17 protein-coding genes and 4 pseudogenes are annotated in these 24856 nt (G+C 60.7%); 19 read left to right on the top strand and 2 right to left on the bottom strand.

All coding sequences use genetic code 11. The annotated features are described in order from the left end of the window. Positions 1–941: 941 nt before the first annotated feature. The 3 genes from IPK20_20975 to IPK20_20985 all read left to right on the top strand — a co-directional run bounded on the left by IPK20_20975 (position 942) and on the right by IPK20_20985 (position 5849). The gene (locus IPK20_20975; protein ID MBK8018930.1) at positions 942–1727 is read left to right on the top strand and encodes a HAMP domain-containing histidine kinase; all 786 of its coding nucleotides are present in this window, start codon (positions 942–944) and stop codon (positions 1725–1727) included. Between the two features lie 247 nt (positions 1728–1974). Further along, entirely contained in the window at positions 1975–2808 is an 834-nt protein-coding gene (locus IPK20_20980; protein ID MBK8018931.1) for a transporter substrate-binding domain-containing protein, read from the top strand. Then, positions 2808–5849 carry an EAL domain-containing protein gene (locus IPK20_20985; protein ID MBK8018932.1) on the top strand — a complete coding sequence of 1014 codons (3042 nt, stop codon included), beginning with the start codon at positions 2808–2810 and terminating at the stop codon, positions 5847–5849. Before IPK20_20980 ends, IPK20_20985 begins: the two co-directional genes overlap by 1 nt. Before the next feature lie 51 nt (positions 5850–5900). On the opposite strand, the gene IPK20_20990 is transcribed toward IPK20_20985, so the two are convergent. Beyond that, complete coding sequence (locus tag IPK20_20990; GenBank protein MBK8018933.1) at positions 5901–6548, bottom strand: outer membrane beta-barrel protein; 648 nt, start codon at positions 6546–6548, stop codon at positions 5901–5903. 258 nt (positions 6549–6806) lie between these two features. Beyond that, on the bottom strand, positions 6807–9698 hold the full coding sequence (locus IPK20_20995) for an adenosylcobalamin-dependent ribonucleoside-diphosphate reductase (GenBank protein ID MBK8018934.1): 2892 nt from the start codon (positions 9696–9698) through the stop codon (positions 6807–6809). 130 nt (positions 9699–9828) lie between these two features. On the opposite strand from IPK20_20995, the gene IPK20_21000 reads away from it, so the two are divergent. From IPK20_21000 to IPK20_21075, 16 genes and pseudogenes are all read left to right on the top strand, one after another. Beyond that, entirely contained in the window at positions 9829–10002 is a 174-nt protein-coding gene (locus IPK20_21000) for a hypothetical protein (GenBank protein ID MBK8018935.1), read from the top strand. Positions 10003–10035: 33 nt separating this feature from the next. Further along, positions 10036–11124, top strand: a complete 1089-nt coding sequence (locus tag IPK20_21005) for a hypothetical protein (protein MBK8018936.1) — start codon at positions 10036–10038, stop codon at positions 11122–11124. Further along, positions 11117–12127: a trypsin-like serine protease gene (locus tag IPK20_21010; GenBank protein ID MBK8018937.1), complete on the top strand. Its 1011-nt coding sequence runs from the start codon at positions 11117–11119 to the stop codon at positions 12125–12127. Before IPK20_21005 ends, IPK20_21010 begins: the two co-directional genes overlap by 8 nt. A 142-nt stretch (positions 12128–12269) precedes the next feature. Next, positions 12270–12785, top strand: coding sequence for a peptidyl-prolyl cis-trans isomerase, EpsD family (epsD, locus tag IPK20_21015; protein MBK8018938.1), 516 nt, complete (start codon positions 12270–12272; stop codon positions 12783–12785). After that, positions 12782–13267 carry a peptidyl-prolyl cis-trans isomerase gene (locus IPK20_21020; protein ID MBK8018939.1) on the top strand — a complete coding sequence of 162 codons (486 nt, stop codon included), beginning with the start codon at positions 12782–12784 and terminating at the stop codon, positions 13265–13267. Before epsD ends, IPK20_21020 begins: the two co-directional genes overlap by 4 nt. 423 nt (positions 13268–13690) lie before the next feature. Then, the gene (locus tag IPK20_21025; GenBank protein MBK8018940.1) at positions 13691–15076 is read left to right on the top strand and encodes an undecaprenyl-phosphate glucose phosphotransferase; all 1386 of its coding nucleotides are present in this window, start codon (positions 13691–13693) and stop codon (positions 15074–15076) included. A gap of 303 nt (positions 15077–15379) precedes the next feature. Beyond that, on the top strand, positions 15380–16177 hold the full coding sequence (gene epsE / locus IPK20_21030) for a polysaccharide export protein EpsE (protein MBK8018941.1): 798 nt from the start codon (positions 15380–15382) through the stop codon (positions 16175–16177). A gap of 15 nt (positions 16178–16192) precedes the next feature. Continuing rightward, positions 16193–17625, top strand: a pseudogene (gene epsF, locus IPK20_21035) (chain length determinant protein EpsF). Positions 17626–17645: 20 nt separating this feature from the next. After that, positions 17646–18533, top strand: a pseudogene (gene epsG / locus IPK20_21040) (chain length determinant protein tyrosine kinase EpsG). 4 nt (positions 18534–18537) lie between these two features. Next, positions 18538–19460: pseudogene (gene xrtB / locus IPK20_21045) on the top strand (exosortase B). Beyond that, a pseudogene (gene epsI, locus IPK20_21050) lies at positions 19457–20140 on the top strand (EpsI family protein). The pseudogenes xrtB and epsI overlap by 4 nt, the downstream one beginning before the upstream one ends. 954 nt (positions 20141–21094) lie before the next feature. Further along, entirely contained in the window at positions 21095–21322 is a 228-nt protein-coding gene (locus tag IPK20_21055) for a hypothetical protein (GenBank protein MBK8018942.1), read from the top strand. Continuing rightward, on the top strand, positions 21319–22014 hold the full coding sequence (locus IPK20_21060; GenBank protein MBK8018943.1) for a hypothetical protein: 696 nt from the start codon (positions 21319–21321) through the stop codon (positions 22012–22014). The genes IPK20_21055 and IPK20_21060 overlap by 4 nt, the downstream gene beginning before the upstream one ends. A 535-nt stretch (positions 22015–22549) precedes the next feature. Then, positions 22550–23464: a hypothetical protein gene (locus IPK20_21065; protein MBK8018944.1), complete on the top strand. Its 915-nt coding sequence runs from the start codon at positions 22550–22552 to the stop codon at positions 23462–23464. 309 nt (positions 23465–23773) lie between these two features. Further along, positions 23774–24202, top strand: a complete 429-nt coding sequence (locus tag IPK20_21070) for a Coenzyme F420 hydrogenase/dehydrogenase, beta subunit C-terminal domain (protein ID MBK8018945.1) — start codon at positions 23774–23776, stop codon at positions 24200–24202. 85 nt (positions 24203–24287) lie between these two features. After that, positions 24288–24701, top strand: a complete 414-nt coding sequence (locus tag IPK20_21075) for a Coenzyme F420 hydrogenase/dehydrogenase, beta subunit C-terminal domain (protein MBK8018946.1) — start codon at positions 24288–24290, stop codon at positions 24699–24701. Positions 24702–24856 lie beyond the last annotated feature (155 nt).

A 24856-nucleotide genomic window follows, 5' to 3' on the forward strand; every position in this document is an offset into this window, starting at 1 on the left:
ATCGAGAAGACCGTCGACGACCTCCAGACCCTCTATCCGGCCAGCAGGATCACCTACTGGACGGGCTCCAACAATCTGCTGACGGCCACCGTTTGCAGTGCGCCCCCCAACATGGACAACATCGTGGGGCACGCCTTCGATGCGGACGAGGTTCTGCGGGATGCCGACGGTGCCGACCGCGCCATCGTCATCAACGACGTCGCGCGGACCGACCAGCGGGAGGCCGTCTCCGTTCTCATGAAGGACCGGCAGGTCTCGAGTCTCGTGCTGCTGCCCCTCGTGCAGTCCGGCAAGCGGCTCGGTGCGCTGAGCGTGGCGGTGCCCATGGTCTACCACTGGTCGGAGGCGGAAGTTCGCATGCTGGCGGACGTCAGCGACGTGCTCGCCCTGGCCGTCCAGAGCGCAAACCTGAACGACGAGCGCAGCGTGGCCGAGGAATCCATGCGGCGCAGCGAAGCCAGGTTCCGCCAACTTGCGGCACTGTCGTCCGACTGGTTCTGGGAACAGGATGCGGAGTTCCGCTTCACCCTGGTGTCGGATGGCGCCACCGGCAATGCGGTGGACGCTCTGGAACAGACGCTTGGCAAGCGCCGCTGGGAATGCGGCAATGTCATGCCGCCCGAAGACGATCCGGACTGGTCCAGGCACAAGGCCCTCGTTTCGCGACACGAACCGTTCCGCGATCTTGTCTGCCGCTTCACGACGAGCCGGGGCATTCGCGTGGTGAGCATTTCGGGGGAGCCGATATTCGACTCCGTGAAACAGTTCGTCGGGTATCGCGGCGTGGGCCGCGACATCACCGACGAGGTGCGCATCCATGATGAATTGCGCGGGCACGGGACAATCTGCAGCAGCTCGTGTCCGAGCGGACATGGGAACTGGTCCACGCCAAGGAAAGCGCGGAGGCGGCCAACCGGGCGAAGTCCGAATTCCTGGCGAACATGTCGCACGAGCTGCGCACGCCCATGCACGCCATCCTCTCCTTCTCCAAGCTGGGGCTCGACAAGATGGCGAGCGGCAAGGCGATGCCGGACAAGATCGAAGGCTATCTGTCGCGCATCGACCAGAGCGGGCGGCGTCTCCTCGGTCTGCTCAACGACCTGCTCGATCTCGCCAAGCTCGAATCGGGCAAGATGAACTACGAATTCATGCAGGCCGATCTGGGTACCGTCATCAATGGCGTGCTGCTGGAAATGGAGATGGTCTTCTCCAAGGCCGGGCTCGTGGTCGAACAGGACTACCGGACCAAGGACCTCACGGCATGGTGCGACCCGATGCGCATGGGCCAGGTCATGCGAAACCTGCTTTCCAATGCGCTGAAGTTCACGCCCGCCGGCAAGAAGATCCGCATCCGCATCACTGAGCACGCGCTCCCTGCCGGCCGCAGGTCGGACGACACCGGGGTCGTGAATGCGCTCGCCGTGCAGGTGATCGACCAGGGCATCGGCATTCCGTCCGGCGAGCTTGACGAGATCTTCGACAAGTTCGTCCAGAGCAGCAAGACGAAAAGCGGTGCAGGGGGCACCGGGCTGGGCCTTGCCATCACCAAGGAGATCATCTCTCAACATGGCGGTACGATCCGTGCGGAGAACTCGCCGGAGGGCGGGGCCGTCCTCACGTTCACCCTGCGGCGAGACCCCATGCCTTCCCTCGAAGACGCGGTGTCGACGCGGCCCGGCGAAAGCGACCGGAGCGTTCACGCACCCTCCGCCTCCATGATCCACTGAGCACGCGCCAGGACAGGGCGCGCGTATCGGTTCGCCGGCAATTGCAGTACAGTCGCCGGGTCGTGATTCACCGTGGGTCGGGGCATGGAACTCCCTAGCCGCGTCCGGCTTCCCGTTACAGCGGTGCCGGCATTCCAGAGTCGATTGCATGGAGCCCCGGGGCAGCGCTGCACGAGTCACGGCTGGATTCCTTCCTTTTTTTACAGTGCTCTGCTCTGTCTCGCCCTGAGCGCATCCACGCGCTTCGCTGCCGCAGAGACTTCCCCCGAACTTCGCGACTGGATCCGGACACACCCCTGCGGTCCGTTTTGCACCCGAGCAGGACTACGGCCCCTTCATCTTCACCGGCGCGGACGGTTCGATCGGGGGTCTTTCCTGGGAATTCCTGGAGCTGGTGGTCAAGCGCAGCGGCCTCGACATCCGCGTGCTGCCGACGGCCCCCTTGCAGGATATCCTGGTCCTTGCGCGCCAGCGCGAAGCCGATCTCGTGTCGTCGCTCCGGCCCACGCCGGAGCGAGCCCAATACTTGTCCTTCACCCCGCCGTATGTGAGCGTTCCTGCCGTTCTGGTCGTGCGCGATGGCGGCGGGGATCCGGAATCGCTCGTCCGGTTGGTGGGCAGGCGTGTCGCCGTGGGCACTGGCTACGCCGTGGAATCGTTCGTCCGCGAACGGCATCCCGGCGTTTCCTGGGTCGGCGTGGCCAACGATGCCGCCGGGATTCGGCAACTCGTATCCGGAAGCGTGGATGGCGTGGTCGCCGACGCCGCGAGTGTGCGGTTCGCCATGGCGCGGGAGCAGTTGACCGGGCTCAGGATCGCCGGACCGGTGGGTTTCGACTACCAGTTGTGCTTCGCGTATCGCAGCGACTGGCCTGCACTCGGCAAGATTCTCGAAGCGGGGCTTCTGAACATCTCGGCCCAGGAGCGGCGCGGTCTTTATGAGAGATGGGTCGCACCCTACGATCCGTCCTCGCGCGACACGCGGCATGTCTGGACAGAGCGCATTGCATTCGCTGCGCTGTTCATGGCCGCCCTGCTGGCTGCAGCGGGCGCGATGGCGCGAAGCCGGCGGGGAGCGTGATGAGTTCCCGCGCTGCAGGATCGGCAAGCGAGATCGCATCGCTTCCGGACATCGGTCCGGAACACCGGCCGATGCGGCTCCCCTCTCTCGTCGTTGCAATGGCTGCGCTGTATTTCGTCCTGGCCGTGGCCGGCATCGTCTTGTCGAGAGAGCCCGGCAGCATCGCCGTGCTGTGGTACGCGAACGCCGTGGCGATCGTGGTGGTGGTGTCGCAGTCCGTCGGACGCTGGCCCGTGCTGCTCGGCGCGACGGCCCTGGCCTGCGTGGCGGCCAACGTCGCGTACGGCGATTCCCTGCGGATCGCGGCCCAACTCGCCTCGGCCAACGTGGTCGAGGTGTGGTCCGGAGCAGCTCTGCTGCGCATCACACGCGCGCATCGCCGCATGATTGCCGACCCCAGCCGTTTCTTCCGCTTTCTCGCGGTGGGTTCGCTGGTTCCGCCGATGGCCGGGGCCACCGTGGCGGCGCTCATGTTCTGGACGCAGGATCAGGAACCGCTCATCCGCGTGTGGCTGTCGTGGTACGAGGGTTCCGTCCTCGGAAGCTGCTCGCTGCTGCCGCTGGGCTTCGCGCTCCAATCGGCCCCCTGGCACGTCTCCCGTCGCATCCTGTTCAAGGCGGAGTCCATCGCGTTCTGCCTGCTCGCAGCCGGTGTCGCGCTTCTCGCACTGCTCCGCATGCCGTTCCCCTTTGTCTACCTGTCGCTGCCCCTGGTGTTGGCAGCCGTGCACACGCGCTTCATCGTCGTGTGCGCGATGGTGCTGTTCACTTCTCTCGCGGCCGGAGTGCTGACGTCCCAGGGGCTCTTCGTTCCTCCGCCCACGACGGCCGACTGGCACGAGGTGCTGTTCTACCTGCCGCTGCTCGCCGCGGTGGTACCGCCGATGCTGCTTTCCGTCGCCATGGAGCAGTCGCGCGGGGTGAACGAGGCCCGGTACCGGCAGCTCTATCGCAAGACCCCGGCGATGCTCCACTCCCTCGATCTGGATGGGCACCTGCTGAGCGTCAGCGAGATGTGGCTTTCCAAGCTCGGGTTCCGCGAAGAAGAAGTCCTGGGGCGGCGAATCGTGGACTTCATGACGCCGGATTCGCGCCGGTACGCCATCGAGACCGTCCTGCCGGAACTCAAGCGCACTGGCCAGTGCAAGGACCAGGAATTCCAGTTCGTCGCGCGGGGAGGCGTGGTCCTGGATGTGCTCTTCTCTGCCACGCGAAAACGCGGCGAATCGGGAAAGGTCATCCGGCTCCTCGCCGTGGCGGAGGATGTCACGGACAAGAAGCGTCTCGCTGCGCAATTGGCCGCCGAACACGAACTGCTTCAGGTGACCCTGCATTCGATCGGTGATGCGGTGATCACCACCGACCGCCTCGGACGGGTGAAGTACCTGAACCCGGTGGCGCAGAAGCTTGCCGGATGGACGCGTACGGAGGCGGAGGACAAGCCCGTCGGCGAGGTCTTCAGGGCCATCGACGAGGCAACGCGAACTCCCCTGGCCGATCCGGTCCAGCGGCTGCTGGAGGAAGACAAGGGCCAGGACGGTCCGATGCCGATGCTGCTCGTCAACCGGGCGGGCGATGAGTTGCCCATCGAAGCATTCGTGTCGCCGATCCGCGCCGCGGATGGCACCCTGCTCGGTGCCGTCATCGTGTTCCATGACGTGAGCCAGTCGCGCGCCGTGGCGATACGCATGGCTCACCTCGCTCAGCACGATGCATTGACGGATCTGCCCAACCGGCTTCTGCTGCAGGATCGCCTGGTGCAGGCCATCCACAGCGCACAACGCAAGCAGTCACGCTTCGCCCTGATGTTTCTCGACCTCGATCACTTCAAGCACATCAACGATTCGCTCGGCCACGCCGTCGGTGACGGACTGCTGCGAGCAGTCGCGCAACGGCTGGTGGGTTTGCTGCGGGAGTCCGACACCGTCTGCCGTCTCGGCGGAGACGAGTTCGTGGTGCTGCTCGGAAATATCGATGCACCCCCGGATGCGGCGGAGGTCGCCGAGAAGATCCTGCGCGTGGTGGCCGAACCGATCGATGTCGCCACGCACCGCATCGAGGTCTCGCTGAGCATCGGCATCGCCGTGTATCCGGAGGACGGCGAAGACGACGACACCCTCATGCGTCATGCCGATGTCGCGATGTACCGCTCCAAGAAGGAAGGCCGGAATCGCTACCGGTTCTTCTCCCGTTCCATCGGCGCAGAGGCGCTCACCCGGCATGTGATCGAGCGCGACATGCGGCGCGACCTCGCCACGGGCCGGTTCACCGTTCACTATCAGCCGCAGGTCGACGTGGCGACGGGCCGGATCGAAGGCGTCGAAGCCCTCGTCCGCTGGCCGCGGGTGTCGGACGACTTGATGCTGCCGGCGGAATTCCTGGCCGTGGCGGAAGACAGCGGACTCATCGTTGCGCTGGGCCGACAGGTGCTCCGGGAGGCTTGCGGGCAGATGAGACGTTGGCGCGAATCGGGAAGCCACCCGCCACGGCTCGCAGTGAATCTATCCAGTGCTCAGTTCGCCGATGGGGGTCTCGTGTCCATGGTCACCGAGGTGGTGGAGGAGTTCGGACTCGCACCCGGCATGCTGTCCCTCGAACTCACCGAGAGCACACTGCTGCAGAACGCCGAGCACGCACGGGGTGTCATCGGGCAACTGAAGGCGGCGGGCGTGCGGCTGGTGATCGACGACTTCGGCGCGGGTTACTCGAGCCTCGGCTATCTCAAACGCTTCGAAGCCGACGAACTCAAGATCGACGAAAGCCTGACGCGCGGCATCGAGAACGACGCCGACGATCTGGAGATCGTCTCGGCGATCGTCTCGCTTGCTCGCAGCCTTCGCCTGGCGGTGGTGGCGGAAGGCGTCGAGACTCCGCGACAACTGCGGCTGCTCGAGCACGCGGGCTGCCATCTGATGCAAGGCAACCTCATTGCGCCTCCCGCTCCCGCGAACCAGATTCAAGCATTGCTGGCCGGTGGCCGGCTACCCGTACCGGACGCGGACGACATTGCGGTCGGATCTTCCGCGTCGCACGAAGGCTGAGCGGGTTTCCTGACGGCCGTCGCAGCGTGCGGCGACCGTCAGCCGTTCGCGCTACTGGAACAGGTAACCCACGCCTGCGGCGTAGTGGTTGTAAGCGCCCTGACCGCTGTAGGTCGAACCGAGGTTGTTGAAGCGCGTGTACTCGAGCCGTCCGAACAGATTCGGCGTGAGGTGGACTTGCAGGCCAAGCCCCCAGTACGAGCGCGTGGTGGACGTGCTCGCCTCGAAGGGCTCCCCGGTTTCGTACTTGTTGCGGGCCCACACGAAGCCGAACTTGCCGTAGACGGACGCCGTGTCGCTGACAGGCAGGTAACCCACCAGGGCGGCCAGGGGACCGCGAATCTTCGTCACCGAAGTGAAGTTGCCCCCTGCACCCGAGGCGCGGAGCGTGATCCGGCCGAGATCGCCGTAACCGCCTTCGATGCCGAAGTACTGATTGAACCGGTAGCCGACGAGAGCCATGCCGTTGTACCGCTTGGCCTCGACCGTTTGCGCCGTGAGCGGCGCTCCGACCACACTCTCTGCCCGCGCGAGGCTGGCGCTGCTGTCGTTGCCCTGAGACACGCCCAGGCTGCCGAACACGTAAAGACCGGTGTTGTCGGGCGCCTTGGGACGGCTGACCGTGGGCGCTTTTTCCTGGGCTACGGCAGAGGTTCCCGCCGCCGCGGCGAGAAGGGCGACGAGGATCTTCATCCGCATGATCATTCGCTCCGTTGATATTGGTGTGGATGCCCGGCAAGCATGCAAATGGGATAGTCCGGACGATCAGGGTACTTATAACGGATGCATGAAGTCAAAACTTAGGAGTGCGATGCGCGATCGATGGAGACCCACCCTCATCCTGTCCTTCTCCCTGAAGGAGAAGGGACCTGCTGCCGGAGAGGAAAGGTGAGGATGGGCAGCGGCAGCGAGTCCGGCCCGGACTCACGACCGGGCCGACCCCCGCCGCCGCTCAGTTCACCCGCAGCTCCCCACCGCCCCGCACGCGGTGCAGAAATCGCAACCATCCTTCTTGATCACCGTCTGGTTGCCGCACTCGCTGCACAGGCCGCCCGCCTGGACCCTGGGTGCGCCGGCGTCGCAGGGTGTTTCGAGGATGCCCATTTCCCTGCGCGGGTAGCCGTCCTCGTCCAGCACGCCCAGCATCGCGTACCGGTGCACGATCAGCCGCGCGAGATAGGCAACCGTGGACGGATACGTCTGCTGGCGGCGCTCGCCGGGCACGAACGCCATGAAATCCCCCAGCGGCTCGGACCAGTTGAGCAGCTTGCGCAGCTTCATGCCGATCCACGCCGGATCGATCACGCGCATGTCCAGCGACAGCAGCCGCGCGAGGCCATCCAATGCGCGCGGGTAATGCCCCGCCAGGAACATCGCATACGGCCGGGTCACGCCGTCGGGCAGCGTGATCTCCTTCACGCCCAGAACGAAGTCCTCGCCGGACGCCGGGTTCTGGATGTCCACCGTCCAGGAAAGGGTCCCGTCCGTGCCGGTCTTGGGTTCATCCACCGCGAACATCGCATCGAGCACGGGGTGGGGGCGGCCCACCGGCGACAGCAGGTCCGGCGCCTTGTCGTCCAGCGCCCCCAGCTTGTCGCAACGCCAGCGGATGACGTGCGCGAGACCCGCCACGACGCTCGGCACCAGCTTGCGTTCGCCCGAAGGCGGCATCGGCATCATGAAAGAGTGCTCGCCGGGCGTCATCGCCAGCACGTCGAGCTTGAGCTTGAGCCACGCCCGGTCGTTGGCCCGCATGTCCATCGACAACGACTTCGCCACGGCACCGAGACCCCGCGGCTGCTCGGCCCCGTTCACCCAGACCTCGAACGGGAACGCCCGGCCTTCTTCTTCCACGTGCCCCACGAACAGGGCGAACTCGCCGCCCGGGTGCGGGATCATGAAGGTCCATGCGGGATTGCCGCCGGGCAGCTCCGGCCGGCCCGGCCACACCAGCGACGCCAGCACCGGCATCGGCAGCGACTGGATCGACAGCCGGCGGTTGGCTTCGTCGATGTGCACGTCGCTCGGGGCGCTCTTCGAATCGGACTTGTTCTCCGTGTTCACCGACAAGACGGCGCCCAGAACCGAATTGGGCCGGTACGTGGCGAGGCCCTTGAGACCTGCCTTCCACGCGGCCATGTACAGATCCTCGAAGTCCGCGTACGGATAGTCCTCGGGAACGTTGACCGTCTTGGAGATGCTGGTGTCGATGTACGGGGCGACGGCCGCGACCATGTCCTTGTGGGCGGTCGCGGAGATCTCCAGCGCCGTCACGAAGTACGGCGGCAGTTCCTTCATGTTGCCGCCCAGGTGCTTGTACAGACGCCAGGCGTAGTCCTCGACCTGATACTCGCGCCACGTGCCGTCCGCCATCAGCTTGCGCCGGGTGTAGGTCCACGAGAAGGGCGGCTCGATGCCGTTCGACGCGTTGTCGGCGAAGGCGAGGCTGATGGTTCCCGTGGGCGCGATCGACAGCAGATGCGAGTTGCGCAGCCCGTGCTGCCGGATCACCTGCTTGATCTCGGCCGGCAGGCGGGAGGCGAAGCTGCCGCCCGACAGATACATGTCTGCATTGAAGAGCGGGAAGTTGCCGCGTTCGCGTCCCAGCGCGATCGACGCCATGTACGCCTGATCGCGCATGGCTTCCGCGATGCGCGCCGCCATGGCCCGGGCTTCCGCCGTGTCGTAGCGCAGCCGGAGCATGATCAGCGCGTCGCCCAGCCCCGTGAAGCCCAGGCCCACCCGGCGCTTCGCTTCCGCCTCCGCTTTCTGCTGCGGCAACGGCCAGTTGGTGACATCCAGCACGTTGTCCAGCATGCGCACCGCCACGCCCACGTCCTCGCCGAAGCCCTGGAAATCGAAGCTCGCCGCCTCCGTGAATGGCTCGCGCACGTACTGGGTCAGGTTGATCGAGCCCAGATCGCAGCAGCCGTAGGGCGGCAGGGGTTCTTCCGCGCAGGGGTTGGTGCTCTCGATGGTCTCGCAGTAGTACAGGTTGTTGTCGCGGTTGATCCTGTCCAGGAACAGGACACCCGGTTCGGCGTGATCGTAGGTGGAGCGCATGATCTGGTCCCACAGCGTCCGTGCCCTGATCTTGCGATACACCCACATGCCGTCTTCGCGGCAGTACGCGCCCGCGGCCTTCTCGTCGGCCGAAGGTTCCGCCCGGTGCACCAGTTCGACTTCGCCGTCGGAATCCACGGCCGTCATGAACGTGTCCGTCACGCCCACGGAGACATTGAAGTTGGTGAGATCCCCGCGGTCCTTGGCGTGGATGAATTCCTCCACGTCGGGGTGGTCGCAGCGAAGCACGCCCATCTGCGCGCCGCGCCGCGAACCGGCGGACTCGACCGTTTCGCACGACCGGTCGAACACGCGCATGTACGACACCGGTCCGCTGGCCCGGGACATCGTGCCGCGCACCAGCGCTCCGGTGGGGCGGATCGACGAAAAGTCGTAGCCCACGCCTCCGCCACGGCGCATGGTCTCCGCCGCTTCCGCCAGCGCGGTGTAGATGCCCGGACGTCCGTCCGAGACTTCCGTGATCGAGTCACCGACCGGCTGCACGAAGCAGTTGATGAGCGTTGCGGCGAGCGAAGTACCCGCGGCGGAATTGATCCGGCCTGCCGGCACGAAGCCGCGTTCCAGCGTTTGCAGGAATTTTTGCTCCCACACGGCACGTTCTTCCGGCAATTCGGCCTGTGCCAGCGCGCGGGCGACCCGGCGACGGACATCGGTTGCGGTCTTTTCGTTTCCCTTCGCGTATTTTTCTTCGAGAACTTCTCCGGAGATTTCCTGCGGTGCGAGCGTCTTCACGCTTGCTGCCGTCACCACACCCGTCTTGCCCATTCGACTTTTCTCCTGCGCATGGCGCCCGCCAGCGGGCCCATCGCCATCAACATGTCATCCATCGGTCCGATACTTGCCTCAGGACTGCACACGCAGCAGTCGAGACAGAACTTCGAATACGGTCGTCGTCATGAAACTCTTCCAGTGGACCCCAGGTCCGGAAACGAACGGTGAGCCCGCTGCTCACGAGTGGGCCGAATACAACCTGCCGGCGGATTTCCAGAGTCCGGCTCTCGCACTGCCCGAATCCGAGCGGTACCCGGAATCGGCTGCGGTTTCGTCTCCGATCAGCGACGACTACTGACGCCTTCGCCGCCGGAACCCAAGCCAGAGCCGATTGGCTTCACCTCAGCACATCGTCGTAGACATCTCGGCGCACGGATTCGGTCACATCGCCGTGACCGCACCGGTGTTGAATTGTCTCACCGAGCGCCTCCCAACGCTCGAAATCACCGTGCGTTCCGCGGCATCAAGTGCCAAGTTGCGCGAACACATTCGTGCACCGTTCCGCCACATCGATGCATCGTTCGACATCGGCATGGCGATGTCCGATGCACTGACCGTCGATGCCGCCAGGAGTCTTTCCTACTACCGCGAGATCCACACTGATTGGGATCAAACAGTCGATCGTGCGAGCCGCGACCTCGCGGCCCTCTCGCCTTCGATCGTGCTGTCCAACGTGCCCTACGTCACGCTGGCCGCCGCCCAACGCGCGCGCATTCCGGCTGCGGCGCTGTGCTGCCTTCACTGGGCCGCCAGCTTCCAGCACTACTGCGGACGCGAACCCCGGGCCGCCGCCATCGACGCCCGGATCCACGCCGCCTACGATTCCGCCCGGCCGTTCATCTGCCCCGTGCCGCGCATGCCGATGCCGGGCCTGACGAACCTCGCGCAGATCCCGCCCATCGGCCGCATCGCCACGGTCCGCCGCGCCGAACTGCGCGACCGTCTGGGACTGCCCGCCGACGCCAGGCTGGCACTGATGTCCCTGGGGGGATTCGGTTTCGATCTGGACGTGAGCCGCTGGCCCGGGCTCGGGGGCTGGAAGATCCTGAGTGGCATGGCGCTCACGGGCCGGCACCCCGACGTGATCTCCGTGGATGGCCTGCCCATGTCGTATATCGACGTTTTCGGGTCGGTGGATGGCGTCATCACCAAGCTGGGCTACGGGACAGTCGCCGAAGCCGGCATCAACGGCATCCCTGTTCTCTATGTGCCCCGCGACGGCTGGCCGGAGGAACCCTGCCTCGCCCAGTGGCTCGAAGACAATGGCCGTTGCCGCCGGATAGCCACGGACGCCCTCTTGGACGGGGCTTTCGTACGGGACCTGGACCGCCTCCTGCTCCACCCTGCCCCGGCGCGGCCCGCGCCTGCCGGTGCCGCCGCGGCCGCTTCTATATTGGAACGAATGCTCCTGGATGCGTAACTCCCTGACCTTCCACCTCCTGCGATTCCTGACCGCGGCCGCCCTGCAGCTCTGCATGGCCACGGCCTTCGCCGTCGTCGATGGCGAACTGGACCCGAACACGGTGGAATCCACCTGGGCGGGCGTCGGCAGCATCACCGTGGGCGAGGGCACCTATTCCGGCACCCTCATCGCCCCCAATTACGTACTGACGGCGGCCCACGTGGTGGGTAATCGCCGGCCCGAAGAGATCACCTTCAATCTGAACTACGGCGGCGATCTCACCCACCGGATCAAGGCCGAAGCCATCTATCTGCGCCCGGGATTCCTCGGCGCCGTGGGTTTCAAGCCCGGAGGGGAGAAGGACCTCGCCGTCATCCGGCTTGCCGAACCCGCCCCAGCCGGGGTGCCCATCTACGAACTGTATGAAGACGACCTCCCGCAGGGTTCCATCGTCACCTTCGTGGGCTACGGCGGCAGCGGCATGGGTGCCCTGGGCGCCACGGAAAAGGGCCAGCCCCAGTCCAAGCGGTGGGGGTCCAACGTGGCGGACTGCTTCGCCTTCACGCCCGGCCCGGAAAACTGCGACATGATCGACCTCCTGGGCAACGGGCCCAAGGCGATCTACCTCTTCGACTTCGACCCGCCTTCCCGCCCCGGCCAGAAACCCAACGGCCGGCTCCCCTTCAACGAGGCGACCCTGGCGGGCGGGGATTCCGGCAGTCCGGCATTTGTCTACGTACAGGGGCAGTGGCGCGTTGCCGCGGTCAACACCTTCGTGACACGCGACGGGCCCAATGGCCGCACCAGTGTTTTCGGCACGGCGGGTGGCGGCGTGCTCGTTTCGGGAGAGAACGGGCACTGGATCCGGAGCATAATCGCCCCTGCCGAACATGGGCTTGCGCCGCAATCACTGCCCAGCGGCCACCTGCCCGAACCGCAAACATGGTTCTTGCTTGGGTTCGGCCTGCTGAACGTGGCGGTTGCCGTCTGGCGACAGGTTCGCAGTTTCACGAACCCGTAATGCCCGGCGCGCGCAACCCGGTACAAGTGGCGAACCGAAATGGCGGCGATGTGACACATCGCCGCAACCAAGCACGGTTAGCCTGCCGCGTCCGGCCGGTGGCCGTCACACCCTAATCCCCATAAATCAATCGAGGATCCCAATGCGTTTCGTTCGTTCCGCGCCTTTCGCCTTGGCAATTGCTGCCGTTCTGGTCTTGTCCGCTTGCGGGGGAGGCGGCGAGGGGGGCGATGACAAGAAGGCCACACAGGTCGCCGCCAAGGTCAACAACGACGAAATCACCGTTCATCAGATCAATTCGGCGCTGCCCCGGATGAACAACCCGTCCGAAGCGCAGGTCAAGGCCGCCACCAAGCAGTCCCTCGAGCGCCTGATCGACCAGCAGTTGCTCATCCAGAAGGCGATGGAAGGCAAGCTGGATCGCGACCCGCAGGTGATGACCGCCATCGAGAACGCCCGCCGCGAAATCCTCGCCCGGGCATACGTCGAGCGCGTGATGGCCAATGCCGCGCAGGCAGAGCCCGCCAAGATCAAGGAGTTCTACGACCAGCACCCCGAGCTCTTCTCCCAACGCCGGGTCTACCGGCTGCAGGGAAGTCGCGCTCCAGGTGAAAGGGCCCCGAGCTGGACAAACTCAAGCAGGCCCTGCCGCCGATGAAGTCCCTGCAGGAAGTGGTGGAGTACGCCAAGGCCAACAATATCCGCGCGACCACCAATGCCTCCGTCCGGGCCGCCGAGCAACTGCCCATGGAGTTTGCCAAGCGCATCTCCACGCTCAAGGATGGCGAAGTGGTGGCCGTCCCGGGTGCCAACGGCGTGGCGGTCATCCAGATCGCGGCCTCGCAAGTGCAGCCCCTGGACGAGGAAAAGGCCAAGCCGTTCATCCAGCAGTTCATGCAGAACAAGGCACGGATGGAGCTGGCCCAGGCCGAACTCAAGAACCTCCGCGGTGCGGCCAAGATCGAGTACGTGGGCGACTTCGCCTCTGCCTCGGCCGAGCCCGCCGCAGCCGAACCGGCTGCCGGCAGCCAGTCTCTGGAGCAGCAGGCGACCCAGCAGCCCGTGCCGGCCACGGGAACGGGTACCACCGACGACCATCAGGACGCCCTGGAAAAGGGTTTGAGCGGTCTGAAGAAGTAAGCGACTGCTCGCAGGAAGACAGAGGCACCGTCACCGCGGTGCCTCTGTTGTTTGATGTGAGTCGGGAATCGGGGCGTCGATGGCGGCCCGCTGGGCAGGCCACTCTGAAGAGAGAGATGCCAAGCCCGCCCCGGCGGAATGCGGCACTTTCGCAACGCGTCGCCGAATCGGTGGCGTGGTACAGGTCCACTCGGCCTGTCTCTTGCTAAAGACTCCCCTTCATTTGTCCCCGAGTTTCACGCCGTCGCCATGGGCGACCGCTACACTGGCCCAATCAGCTTCAAAGAAAACCACAGGATGCTTCAGCCGATCCAAAAACCCGGCGAAGTCGAGCCACCGCGCATCGGGTTCGAGACCCCCGCTGCGCCGACCAAACCGGGCATGAACAAGGCGCCGTTCTCCCGCAGCCTTGGCGACCGCAGCATGTTCAGCGGCGATCTGCCATTGGTGGCGTTTCTACGCAGTCTGCTCAACCCGACCATCATCCTCGCGTCCCTGGGCGCCTGCCTGGCCTGGTACGAAGTCCGGCTGGATGGCCACTATCTGATGCTGGCGGTGCTGACCTTCTTCGTGTCGTCCCAGCTCTTCGAGCGGGTGGATCTCTTCCATCTGCGGCCCAGCCAGCTGATCGTCCGCGCCTTCCGCGACATCGTCTTCGCCTGGCCCGTGACCGTGGGGATCATCTCGTTCCTGATCTGGGCCACGCACTACGACCGGATCTACAACACCCAGGCGCTCATCACGTGGTTCATCGTGACCCCGGCGCCCCTGGTGCTGGCGCACCTGACGGCCCACTGGGTGCTGCGGGCGATGTCCCGCAGCGAGTCCGCCCAGAAACGCGTGATCATCATCGGCGCCAGCGAACTCAGCCTGCGGCTGGCCAACACCATCAGCGTCGATCCGCTCCTTGGCGTGCAGGTTCTGGGGTTCTTCGACGACCGCCACCCGCGCCGCCTGCCCAACCTGGGCAAGTACCATCTGATGGGCGACGTGACGAACATTGCCAAGTTCGTGCGGGACAACAAGGTCAACCTCGTCTTCGTCTCCCTGCCGCTTGCCGCCCAGCCCCGCATCGTCAAGCTGCTGGACAGCCTGCGCGACAGCACGGCCTCCATCTACTTCCTGCCCGACATCTTTGCCTTCGACCTCATCCAGGCGCGCTTCGACGAAATCGACGGTATGCCCGTGGTGGCTGTGTGCGAGACCCCCTATTCGGGCGTGAACGCGCTGCTCAAGCGCTGGTTCGACATTGTCGTGACAGTCGCCGGCTTGTTCGTGGTCTGGCCGATCCTCCTGTTCGCGGCCATCGGCGTCAAACTGTCATCTCCCGGCCCCATCATCTTCAAGCAGCGCCGCTACGGATTCGACGGCCGCGAGATTCCGGTCTACAAGTTCCGCTCCATGCGGGTGCAGGACGACGGCCCGGTGGTGAAGCAGGCCACCAAGGACGACCCGCGCATCACGCCTTTCGGGCGCTTTCTGCGCAAGTCGTCCATCGACGAACTCCCGCAGCTGTTCAATGTCCTGGCAGGGAGCATGAGCCTCGTCGGCCCCCGGCCGCACGCCGTGGCGCACAACGAACAATATAGAAAGCTCATCAAGGGCTACATGCTGCGCCACAAGGTCCAACCCGGCATCACCGGCTGGGCACAGGTGAGCGGCTACCGCGGCGAGACGGAAACACTGGAAAAAATGAAGGCGCGGGTCGAACACGACCTGTACTACCTGCGCAACTGGTCGCTGTCCCTGGACCTCTGGATCATCGTGAAGACCTTCCTCGTGCTGTTCCGGGACAAGAATGCGTACTGAGATGCGAAACCCAGCGCGAAACCCGGTGCGGACCTCCATCAGCAGGTCCAGCAACAGGTTCTCCGTCCTTCGCAGCAGGTCCCTTCCCCTTCAAGGGGAAGGACAGGATGGGGATGGGTTAACAAGAACGTCATCGCCCCTCAGCAGGTCCCTTCCCCTTCAGTCCGGGGCCCCCGGAAAGTCAGAGACTTTCCGGGGTGGATCGGAAGGACAGGATGGGGATGGGTCAATCAGCCTCTCTCCCCAATAAACGGATCTCCCCCCACCAATAACCCACCAACCCACCGAGCCCACATGCGAACACTGTCCCGCTTTCTTGCCCTCGTGCTGCTCTACTTCGCGGCCAATGTCGGTGCAGCCGCAGCTCAACAAGGCCGCGCATACCTCCTCGGCCCCGGCGACGTCGTCCGCGTGACCGTGTTCCAGAACGTGGACATGACCACCGACACGCGCGTGAGCGACCAGGGGATGATCACGTTCCCCCTAATCGGATCCATCCAGGTGGGCGGCAGCACGACAACGCAAGCGGAACAGAAGATCGCCGCAGCATTGAAGAACGGCGGTTTCGTCAAGCAACCCCAGGTCAACGTCGTCGTCCAGCAGTTCCGCTACCGCCAGGTCTCGGTGCTCGGCTACGTTTCCCGTCCTGGGCGCTACCCCATGGAAGATCAGACCCTCCGTCTCGCGGACGTACTTTCGCTGGCGGGTGGCGCAACACTCGCAGCAGCAGACCAGCTCTACGTGATCCGCTCCGTGGATGGCAAGGAACAGCGCTTCATCGTCGACCTGGAAGCCGCTATCGCCTACAACGACCTCGACAAGAACTTCGAGATCTTCGCGGGCGACACGATCTACGTGCCGAAGCAGTCGTACATCTACATCTATGGTCAGGTGAACCGGCCGGGGCAGTACCGTTTGGAGCGGAACATGACGGTGATGCAGGGCCTTGCGGTGGGCGGAGGCGTGACCTTGCGGGGTACGGAAAAAGGGCTGACCGTCCGACGTCGTGAATCGGGTGGGAAGGTCGAGACACTGAATGCCGGTCTGCAGGACAAGCTGCAGGCGGACGACGTTATTTACGTAAAAGAAAGCGTGTTCTGACCTTGAGGTATCGCCATGTCACTTTCTCAATTCTTGGGTATTGTCAGAGCTCGAAAATGGGCGTTTCTGGCGGTGTTGCTGTCGACAATCGCAGTCGCCACTGGTGTTTCGTTCCTACTTCCGAAGCAGTACACGGCATCCACGACCCTGGTTGTTGATGCCAAGGGTGTTGATCCAGTGCTCGGGGTGATGATGCCCGCGCAGATGATGCCTGGCTATCTGGCGACTCAAGTTGACATCATTCAGAGTCACAAGGTCGCTGTAGACGTCGTAAAGAAGCTTCGGTTAACCGGAAACGCGCTTGTCAGACAACAGTGGTTAGAAGAGACTGAAGGTAAGGGAACGATTGAGGATTACTTCGCAGACATTCTCCAAAAGAAGCTAGACGTAAAGCCTTCGAGAGAAAGCAGTGTCATCGAAATTGAGTTCACGGGAACAGACCCTCGATTCGCCGCTGTAGTCGCGAACGCCTTTGCAGAGGCGTATCAACAGACCAATCTAGAACTCAGGGTTGAGCCGGCTCGACAGTCCTCGGCATGGTTTGATGAGAGGCTGAAGCAGTTGAAAAGAATCTGGAGCAAGCCCAGTCCAGTCTCAACGAATATCAGAGAGCGAAGGGCTTTACCGCCCAAGACGAGCGCCTTGACGTTGAGTCGGCCCGGCTCAGTGAACTGTCTGCACAGTACACTGCGGCCCAAGCACAGGCCGCCGATGCTCTGTCTCGGCAACGCCAACTCAACGAGTTTCTCGCACGTGGGGCATCCGGAGAAACGATCCCAGATGTACTGGCGAATCCACTCGTACAGAATCTCAAGTCCACCCTAGCTTCAATAGAAGGGCGACTACAACAAACCGCATCTCAACTCGGCGCGAATCACCCCGAAGTAAAGCGACTGGAAGCAGAGATTGCTGCTCAAAAGTCAAAGCTCAAGTCCGAGATCAGTCAAGCGTCAGCAAGCTTGGGAAACGCAGCCAAGATTGCGCAGAAGCGCGAAGCTGAACTCCGCGCCGCTCTTGGCGCGCAGAAGGCGAAGTTCCTGCAGTTCAATGAAGGCAGGGATCAGATGCAAGTGCTGATGAAGGAGGTGGAATCCGCTCAGAGAGCTTACGAAACTGCCGCCCAGAGATATCAACAGACCAATCTCGAAAGTCAGGCGAGCCAGACAAACGTGTCCGTGCTGACCAGGGCATTTCCACCTGTTGAACACTCATTCCCGAAGATTGTACTCAACGTTGTCTTGTCGATTCTCTTGGGATCGGTGCTGGGCGTTTGTCTCGTCCTAGTTTTGGAGATGTTTGATAGGCGAATTCGTTCGGGACAGGAACTGGCGGATGCGGTCGGCGCCCCTTTGCTCGGCCGCATTTCGCGCGAGTTCGATCAGCAACGAAAAGGCGCGGCTCGAAAGAAGCTTGATTCTCAGCGGCGGAAAGCTTCCGTTGCAGCTTAATAGGTAAACGAGGGCAGGCCATGAGTACTAACAAGGAAGCAGCGAAGATCATCCCGGGTCCCGGCGCGGCTATACCACCGGATCGATCCATCGGAGCGATGTTGATCGATAGAGGACTTATCGGGATAGACGACGGTGAAAAGATCCTGCGCTATGCGAAAGAGAAGGGCCTAAGGTTCGGCGACGCTGCGATAGCCTTGAAACTGGTGGATCCAGAAGACGTTCGCCAAGTACTGGCAAGGCAATTCGACTATCCGTATTTGCGGCCCGGTGAAAGTAAGGTTGCTTCTAGCGTTTGTGCTGCGTGGTCTCCCTTTAGTGATCAAGTGGAGACGTTGCGAGCACTGCGTAGCCAACTTCTTCTCAGATGGTTTACTGGGAACCTGAGAGGTCGTGCTTAAGTATCGAAGTGCAGGATCTAAGGAAGGGAGATCTTACTTAGCCGCCAATTTGGCCGTCGTGTTCTCGCAGCTCGGTGAGCACACTCTTCTAATTGATGCGGACCTTAGGGCTCCAACTCAACACTCGCTTTTCGGCCTCGGAAACGAGTTGGGGTTGTCGACTATTTTGGCGGACAGGGCTGGGCCTGAGTCCATTCAGAGAGTGCCCGCGTTTGTGGATCTCTCGGTCCTTACTGCGGGCGCCTTACCGCCGAACCCCCTTGAGCTGTTAGCAAGAGCAGGTTTCAACCAGTTGCTTGAAACCCCTCGGGCGTGAGTACGACGTCATCATTCTAGACAGTCCAGCGGCTTCGAGGGGAAGTGACTTCTTGTTGATCGCGCAGAGGGCGCGAGGTTCGCTAGTGCTTGCGCGAAGGAACCGCTCGAGCCTTAACGAGTGCCGCGTTGTCGCAAGAATTGAGATCTGCGAATTCGACAATCGTAGGTTGCGTTCTGAATGAAGACTAGTTCGATGCTCCAGGGCATACAGAACGCGAGCAAGAACGAGAGTTCAGTCTTGGTTCGGAACTCCTGGCGAGATGAGCAGGGAAGGCCCCTATTGATTGGATGGCTTCTGCTAGGAGTCGGGTTGCTTGCTCTCTATGTTCCAACCTACGTTGATCTAGCAAACGGGCTATGGAATACAGAAGAGCAAGGCCACGGTCCGCTCATCGCTATGGTCTCAGCGTGGCTGATTTGGCGCTGTCGGAGCGAACTAGCATCAATCTCCAGTACTTCTAGTTGGGTCGGCGGTTTCTCGCTTTTGGGGCTTGGACTGATTCTTTACGTGTTTGGAAGATCCCAAGACATTCTCTTGTTCGAAGTGGGATCGCAAATTCCTGTATTGCTGGGTTTGATACTTATTGCTAGCGGAAGGGCCGCGTTGCGCTTACTTGGTTTCCGGTGCTTTTTCTAGTCTTTATGATTCCCCTGCCCGGTGCTTTCATTGATGCACTTACCAACCCACTAAAGAGAAATGTTTCTGCAATTGCCGAGCATCTGCTCTACGCGGCGGGATTTCCCGTAGCGAGGAGTGGTGTGACTCTAACGATCGGTCAGTATCAGCTCTTGGTCGCTGATGCGTGCTCGGGCTTGCACTCGCTTTACTCGCTATCTGCATTAGGTTTGCTCTATCTGTACTTAATGAAGCACAAGAGCTTCATTAGGAACAGCATCCTCGCCGGCGCAGTATTGCCAATTGCCTTTGGTGCAAACGTGTTGAGAGTCATATTTCTTGTATTGGTGACCTACTATCTTGGCGATGAAGCTGGGCAAGGATTTTTGCATGGCTTCGCTGGAATGGTTCTGTTCGTGGCCGCGCTCATAGCCATCTTCGCGCTGGACACGTTGATTGGTGCTATCTCTTCGTCTCGCAGACGACTGGAGTCCACATGATCAGACTGCCACTTCGAAGCGCAATCGCGTGTGTTCTCATGGTTTGCGCGTCGGTACTCGCCGTTGCTGCAAAGCCCACAGCGAGGATCGCGGACTCTGGGCCCAAGGTCAACCTAGAGTCAATGGTTCCAAAGCAATTTGGCGACTGGACACTTGATACCGCTGTGGTTCCTGTTCTTCCTTCCCCTGAAGCTCAGGCTCTGCTTAGCAAGATCTACAACCAAACACTAGCGAGGACGTACGTCAATCGCGCTGGTGACAGAGTGATGCTCTCAATTGCCTACGGTGGCGATCAGAGTGACTCCCTCCAGCTACACAGGCCGGAAGTATGTTATGCGGCGCAGGGTTTTCAGGTTGCCGATGAGGTCAAGGAGTTCTCAAGACCACGTTCGGTAACCTGCCAGTAAAAAAGGCTCAAAGCTACTCTTGGGAGACGAAGCGAACCGATCACGTACTGGGTGACCGTAGGCGACGAAGTGATATACGCTGGTTTTAAACAAAAGCTGGTACAGATCTCTTATGGCCTTACTGGTCGAATTCCAGACGGCATGCTGGTACGGGTGTCATCAATAGATGCTGACAGCAGTCGTGCGTTCTCTATCCAGTCTCAGTTTGCTGAAGAGTTGGTGTTGTCACTTAACGAATCGTCCCGAGAGCGCTTTATCGGAAAGCAGTTGTGACAACAACTGGCCTGTCGTTTCTCCCAATGAACTCTTATAGCCGATACCGACAGGCATGATGGACACGAACGCCACATCCAGTTAGTCCAACGGACTCCCGCGCGCCTCCTGCCAGAGCCATGAGCGCCGAAGCATGTCTGAGAGCAAATCTTTGATACTTCAATCCCAAGCGACCAACAGATTCACTGGCAACAGCGTGCAAGCGTCGTTGCTAACCCTTGGTGCGCTCTTCACGGCGACCATACTTGCAGTTCTTCTCGGGCTGTTTGGCGTGGGAGGTGCAGCCTTAACCCTCGGTCTATCCTGCGCCATTCTCTTCGTTCTGGTAATGCAGTTTGTAGCCATTCAAGCGTTAAGTGTTTGGCTACTGGGTGTGGTGACGTTTGGCCCAATGGTGTTGTCGATCTTAATGAAGACAACGAGCGTCAATTTGCTCGGGCTGTGGCAGCTGGTCCCGCTATTGATATCAGTTCTGGGACTTAGGGCGTACTTTGATGCAGTCAGAGGACTCAATCTTGAGGACCTTCATGGTCCTCTACGTGGGCTTCCTCGTCCTCGTAGTCCTGTCGACGTTTGCTGGTCGTAGTCGTCCTTTCGCGGCCACGTATCAGTTTTTATCCGATCTAAAGCCCTTGCTCATTTTGGTTCTCGGCTTTGCAATTGCCTGGACTCCGGCAGTCGACCGCCTGTTGCGGCTCACGGCGTTTTGGTTCTGGCTGCCATCCGCAGTGCTAGTAACACTTGGAGTGGTTCAGCCCGTCTGCATACTTCTCGATATTTCCTGGCACCCACGCGCTAAGAGGTACTCTTGACCCCACAGGGATATTTCCTTCAAGAGCGGTCGGACCATATGAGCATCCATCTTTTCTCGCCAACACAGCCGCCTTTCTCGCATTGTTCACAGCTGGCCTGTTGCTGTTGGAGCGACAGTTCATTTGGCGACGAGCGCTCCTGGTGATCGTTTACCTCGCCCTGATTGTGTGCTCGGTTCAGCGTCAAGAGATGGTTGCCTGTTTCACGTCCATCATGTTCTTGTACTTTATCTCGGCACGGTCAAACGTTGCCCTGAGACTGGGTGTATTGATGTTACTTGGCGTTGCTGTTCTTGGCGCGCTGTGGGTTGTGTTTGAAGAGAACATAGCCCATGAAGCAGCAATGTGGGGATCGGAAATGCGCGCATGATGGAGCATCCCAGAGCGCAGATCATCACCGGTGCGTGGGGCATTGCCCAACACTATGCGCCACTAGGATCCGGGCTTGGAACATTCGGTGGAGCAGGCGCAGCGAAGTTTGACCAGTCGCTATACGAAGACCTCGGCTTCGGGAGGTACTGGTGGTTTGGGAAGCGCGACTACCTGCTGGATACTTATTGGCCAAGCGCATTAGCTGAATCAGGGTTTATAGGAGCCGCACTCCTTTTCCTTGCTTACCTTGCGATGGTTATGTACGCGACACATCGATTTCGACAGTCGATGGACAAGGCGCGAACCTACTGGGCGATCGCGGCCGCTGGCATGCTGTACATGCTGCTTACCTCGGCTACATCTCCTGCCTTTCAGGATCCGAGGCTCTTCCTGCTCCCAGCGTTGATGATTGGTCTGGCCCATGGTGTTTCTCGGTCCGTAAGCAAGAAAGATCAGGGCGTTTCGAACTCGGACGTTTCGCCACATCGTGGTTCCAAGCTAAGCGGCAACGGTCGGTGGAAGCCCTGCGCGAATAGATGCGGACGCGTGATGACGTTTTTCGTATCGAAGCAATTCAACTACGGTCATTGCATACCGTCGGAAGGTGAGGCCATCCTTGTACTACTCAGGCTCACAGTTAAGGCGGAGCGATTCGTCACTTTGCGGTTGGGAAAGGGGTTGGTGCAGTAATCGGCTTGAGTTGGTTGCTATTGACTGTTCGAGCATTCTCCTTTGACGAGTACGCCGCATATGTCGTTCTAACTGGATATCTTGAACTTGCGGTCTTCGCCACATCCTTTGGTCTGATTTCTGGTCTGGAACGATATGTCCCAGTGCTTCGAGTAACGGCATCGGGCGAAAAACTCTATGCATTTGTAGTCAGTACTCTTCTACTGCGAGTGTTGACCATTGCGGTTCTCGCGGCCGCAGCTGCATACGCGTCTCCGAGTCTAATGCGTATGTTTAACCTACACGTTCCCGTACAGATCGTTCAGGTTTTTCAGATTACGCTGGTCGCGGAAGCCATTGCACGCCAAATTGACACCGGATTCGATGCACTTCTTCAGCAGAAGCTATCGCAACTTTCGGCGATTCTTCGGAAATGGATTGAGGTTGTTCGCCTTGGTGGCAATGCTTGGCCTTGGCGAGGGGCACGTGAGGTTAGGTGATTGGGTCCAAGGAGGCAGCGACGACTACCACTGGACTGTGTGCATCTGTTCTACTTATGCTGGCCTCAGCTAGAGGTCACTTCCATGCGGGCGCGCTTCGCTCTCAGTCGATTGACCTGCGCCGATATGCGACCTATGCACTTCCGGTCTATGTGGCACAACTGATCGCGATGCTCGGCGGAATCGAGGCTGCCAAGATAATCGTGTCAAGGCAGTTTTCCATAGAGACCGTCGCCCAGTTCGGATTCTGCGCCATGGTGACCATGACCGTTCAACGATACTTGCCGACTGTTCTTCTGATGGGACTGTTGAGACCGCTCTTCGCTACCGTAATGCACTCAGAGAACCCGCGCCAACGCCTAGATTTCCTCTTTAGTGTGGTCGTAAAGTTGAACATCTTTGTGTTGGTGCCAATGATAGGCGTCGCTTTTGCTGACGGAAACGATCTCATCTCATTGGCATCATCAGGAAAGATCCTCGATAGAAGTGGGATCTTGGCTAGCCTGCTTGTATATGTGGCGATACAGTCAATTCGTACCGCAAACAACTTGGTCATGGTCTCAATTGAGGACGGAGTCAGGACCTTGTTTTCTCTTGGGACCGGAACTGCGGCCTTCCTGGTCTGCGCTTTAAGTATGGAAATGGGTGGCACGACGGGATTGATCGCTATCCTTATCGGATCTGACTTGATATCCATTTCGATCATGCGTCAGCGCATTCGACGATCAGGTCAAACCGTTCAATTTCCCTTGACCGCCATAGGCAAGTTAGTTGCGTCTGGCATCATTGGAACGGTAGCAGCGATTGGGGCATACGGCATGATTTCCAGCCAATGGATGCTGCACCCTTTCGCTGGTCCCATCATCGTAGGGTGCATCTACCTGACGTGTGCTTGGGCACTCAAGCCCTTCACGGCCAATGAAAGAAACGCAATAAACAGGTTACTGCCCGTTCCCCTGTTTGTTTGGTGATTTAAACATTTTAGGCACATCTGTGACTTCGATACTAAACGTCATCAAGAGCGAGTGCTGCATTGGGTGTGGAGCCTGTTCGGTTGCGACAAAGGGCGCCGTCCGAATCGAGGTTTCCGAAACGGGTATGTATCGCCCCCTCTTGGCGAACGCGTCAGAAGAGACCTTGTCGTTGGCGTCGAAGGTCTGCCCATTTGCAGACGAAGCGAGATCAGAGGATCAGATCGCTAGTGCGATTCCGGGGCCTCCACGATGCATCATGACCCGAGAATCGGCGCTATCTACTGATGCGCGCCGGAAGAATACTTGATGACGACAAAGGTCGTGAAATCTAGTTCAGGCGGACTTACGACCTGGCTTCTTGAGGCGCTACTTGAGAGAGGCGACATTGACGGCGTCGTCCATGTGAGCGCCTCCGACAGTCCGCTATTTATGTATACAGTATCAACGACAAGGGACGGGTTAGGCGCGAGAGGTAAGTCAAGATACTACGCAGTGGAGGTTTCGGAAGTTCTCAATGCGGTTCGTGGAAACGGGCGTAGATACGCATTCGTGGGGGTACCCTGCTTCGTGAAGGCTGCGAGGCTGATAGCAGAACAAGATGAACAGCTGGGGCGCCAGCTTGTTTACTTCATAGGACTGGTATGCGGTCATTTAAAAAGTTTCGCTTACGCGGAGCTAATGGCGTGGCAACAGGGAGTAACGCCAGACAAGCTGGAGCGCTTCGACTTTAGGTAAAGGTACCGAGTACCAGATCGAACGCCATTGGATTTCATCTCTAGGTAAGGGGGAAATCGAAGAACGTGTAAGTCCGTCCGTGGAGATGTTCGGGAACAACTGGGGGCACGCATTTTTCCAACCTCGTGCATGCGACTTCTGTGACGACATCATGGCTGAGACGGCCGATATCGCGTTCGGTGATGCCTGGTTGCCACAGTACGAGTCGATCTGGCAAGGAACCAACCTTGTCGTCGTTCGAAATCGCCACTTACAGGATCTTTTGAACGACGGTGTGTCGCAGAGATCAATCGTTCTGGAGGATCTGTCGACCGATGCAGCGGCGACATCGCAGGACGGAAACTATCGACATCGGTGGGATGGGTTGTCAGTACGACTGCGCGACGAAATTCGGCGCGGAGGATGGGTGCCCAGAAAGAGAATTCAGCCAGGATCACGCCGTGTACCGTGGTGGCGAAGGCGAATAGTTCGGCTAAGAGAAAAAATCTGCTGCGCTTAGCCATAGCGCGTTCCTGGAGGCGAAACGGCGGGAGATCTCAATTGGTTCATCGAGTGTATGACGCCAGTGGTCCAAAGCATTGAGAGACAGTACAAGCTAGGAAGTTGGTCAATGGAACGTACATTCGTAAATTCTGAAAAATCCAAAATGGCTTG

The organism is Betaproteobacteria bacterium, from assembly GCA_016713305.1.
In the GTDB taxonomy this organism is placed as follows: Bacteria; Pseudomonadota; Gammaproteobacteria; order Burkholderiales.

Bases quoted from the DNA above. Each gene is read 5' to 3' on its own strand.
- IPK20_21000 (MBK8018935.1), top strand. From the start codon at position 9,829: ATGAAACTCTTCCAGTGGACCCCAGGTCCGGAAACGAACGGTGAGCCC.
- IPK20_21070 (MBK8018945.1), top strand. From the start codon at position 23,774: ATGACGACAAAGGTCGTGAAATCTAGTTCAGGCGGACTTACGACCTGG.
- IPK20_21065 (MBK8018944.1), top strand. From the start codon at position 22,550: ATGCTGGCCTCAGCTAGAGGTCACTTCCATGCGGGCGCGCTTCGCTCT.
- IPK20_20995 (MBK8018934.1), bottom strand. From the start codon at position 9,698: ATGGGCAAGACGGGTGTGGTGACGGCAGCAAGCGTGAAGACGCTCGCA.
- IPK20_21060 (MBK8018943.1), top strand. From the start codon at position 21,319: ATGATGGAGCATCCCAGAGCGCAGATCATCACCGGTGCGTGGGGCATT.
- IPK20_20985 (MBK8018932.1), top strand. From the start codon at position 2,808: ATGAGTTCCCGCGCTGCAGGATCGGCAAGCGAGATCGCATCGCTTCCG.
- IPK20_21075 (MBK8018946.1), top strand. From the start codon at position 24,288: ATGTTCGGGAACAACTGGGGGCACGCATTTTTCCAACCTCGTGCATGC.
- IPK20_20990 (MBK8018933.1), bottom strand. From the start codon at position 6,548: ATGCGGATGAAGATCCTCGTCGCCCTTCTCGCCGCGGCGGCGGGAACC.
- IPK20_20975 (MBK8018930.1), top strand. From the start codon at position 942: ATGTCGCACGAGCTGCGCACGCCCATGCACGCCATCCTCTCCTTCTCC.
- epsD (MBK8018938.1), top strand. From the start codon at position 12,270: ATGCGTTTCGTTCGTTCCGCGCCTTTCGCCTTGGCAATTGCTGCCGTT.
- IPK20_21020 (MBK8018939.1), top strand. From the start codon at position 12,782: ATGAAGTCCCTGCAGGAAGTGGTGGAGTACGCCAAGGCCAACAATATC.
- IPK20_21010 (MBK8018937.1), top strand. From the start codon at position 11,117: ATGCGTAACTCCCTGACCTTCCACCTCCTGCGATTCCTGACCGCGGCC.
- IPK20_21025 (MBK8018940.1), top strand. From the start codon at position 13,691: ATGTTCAGCGGCGATCTGCCATTGGTGGCGTTTCTACGCAGTCTGCTC.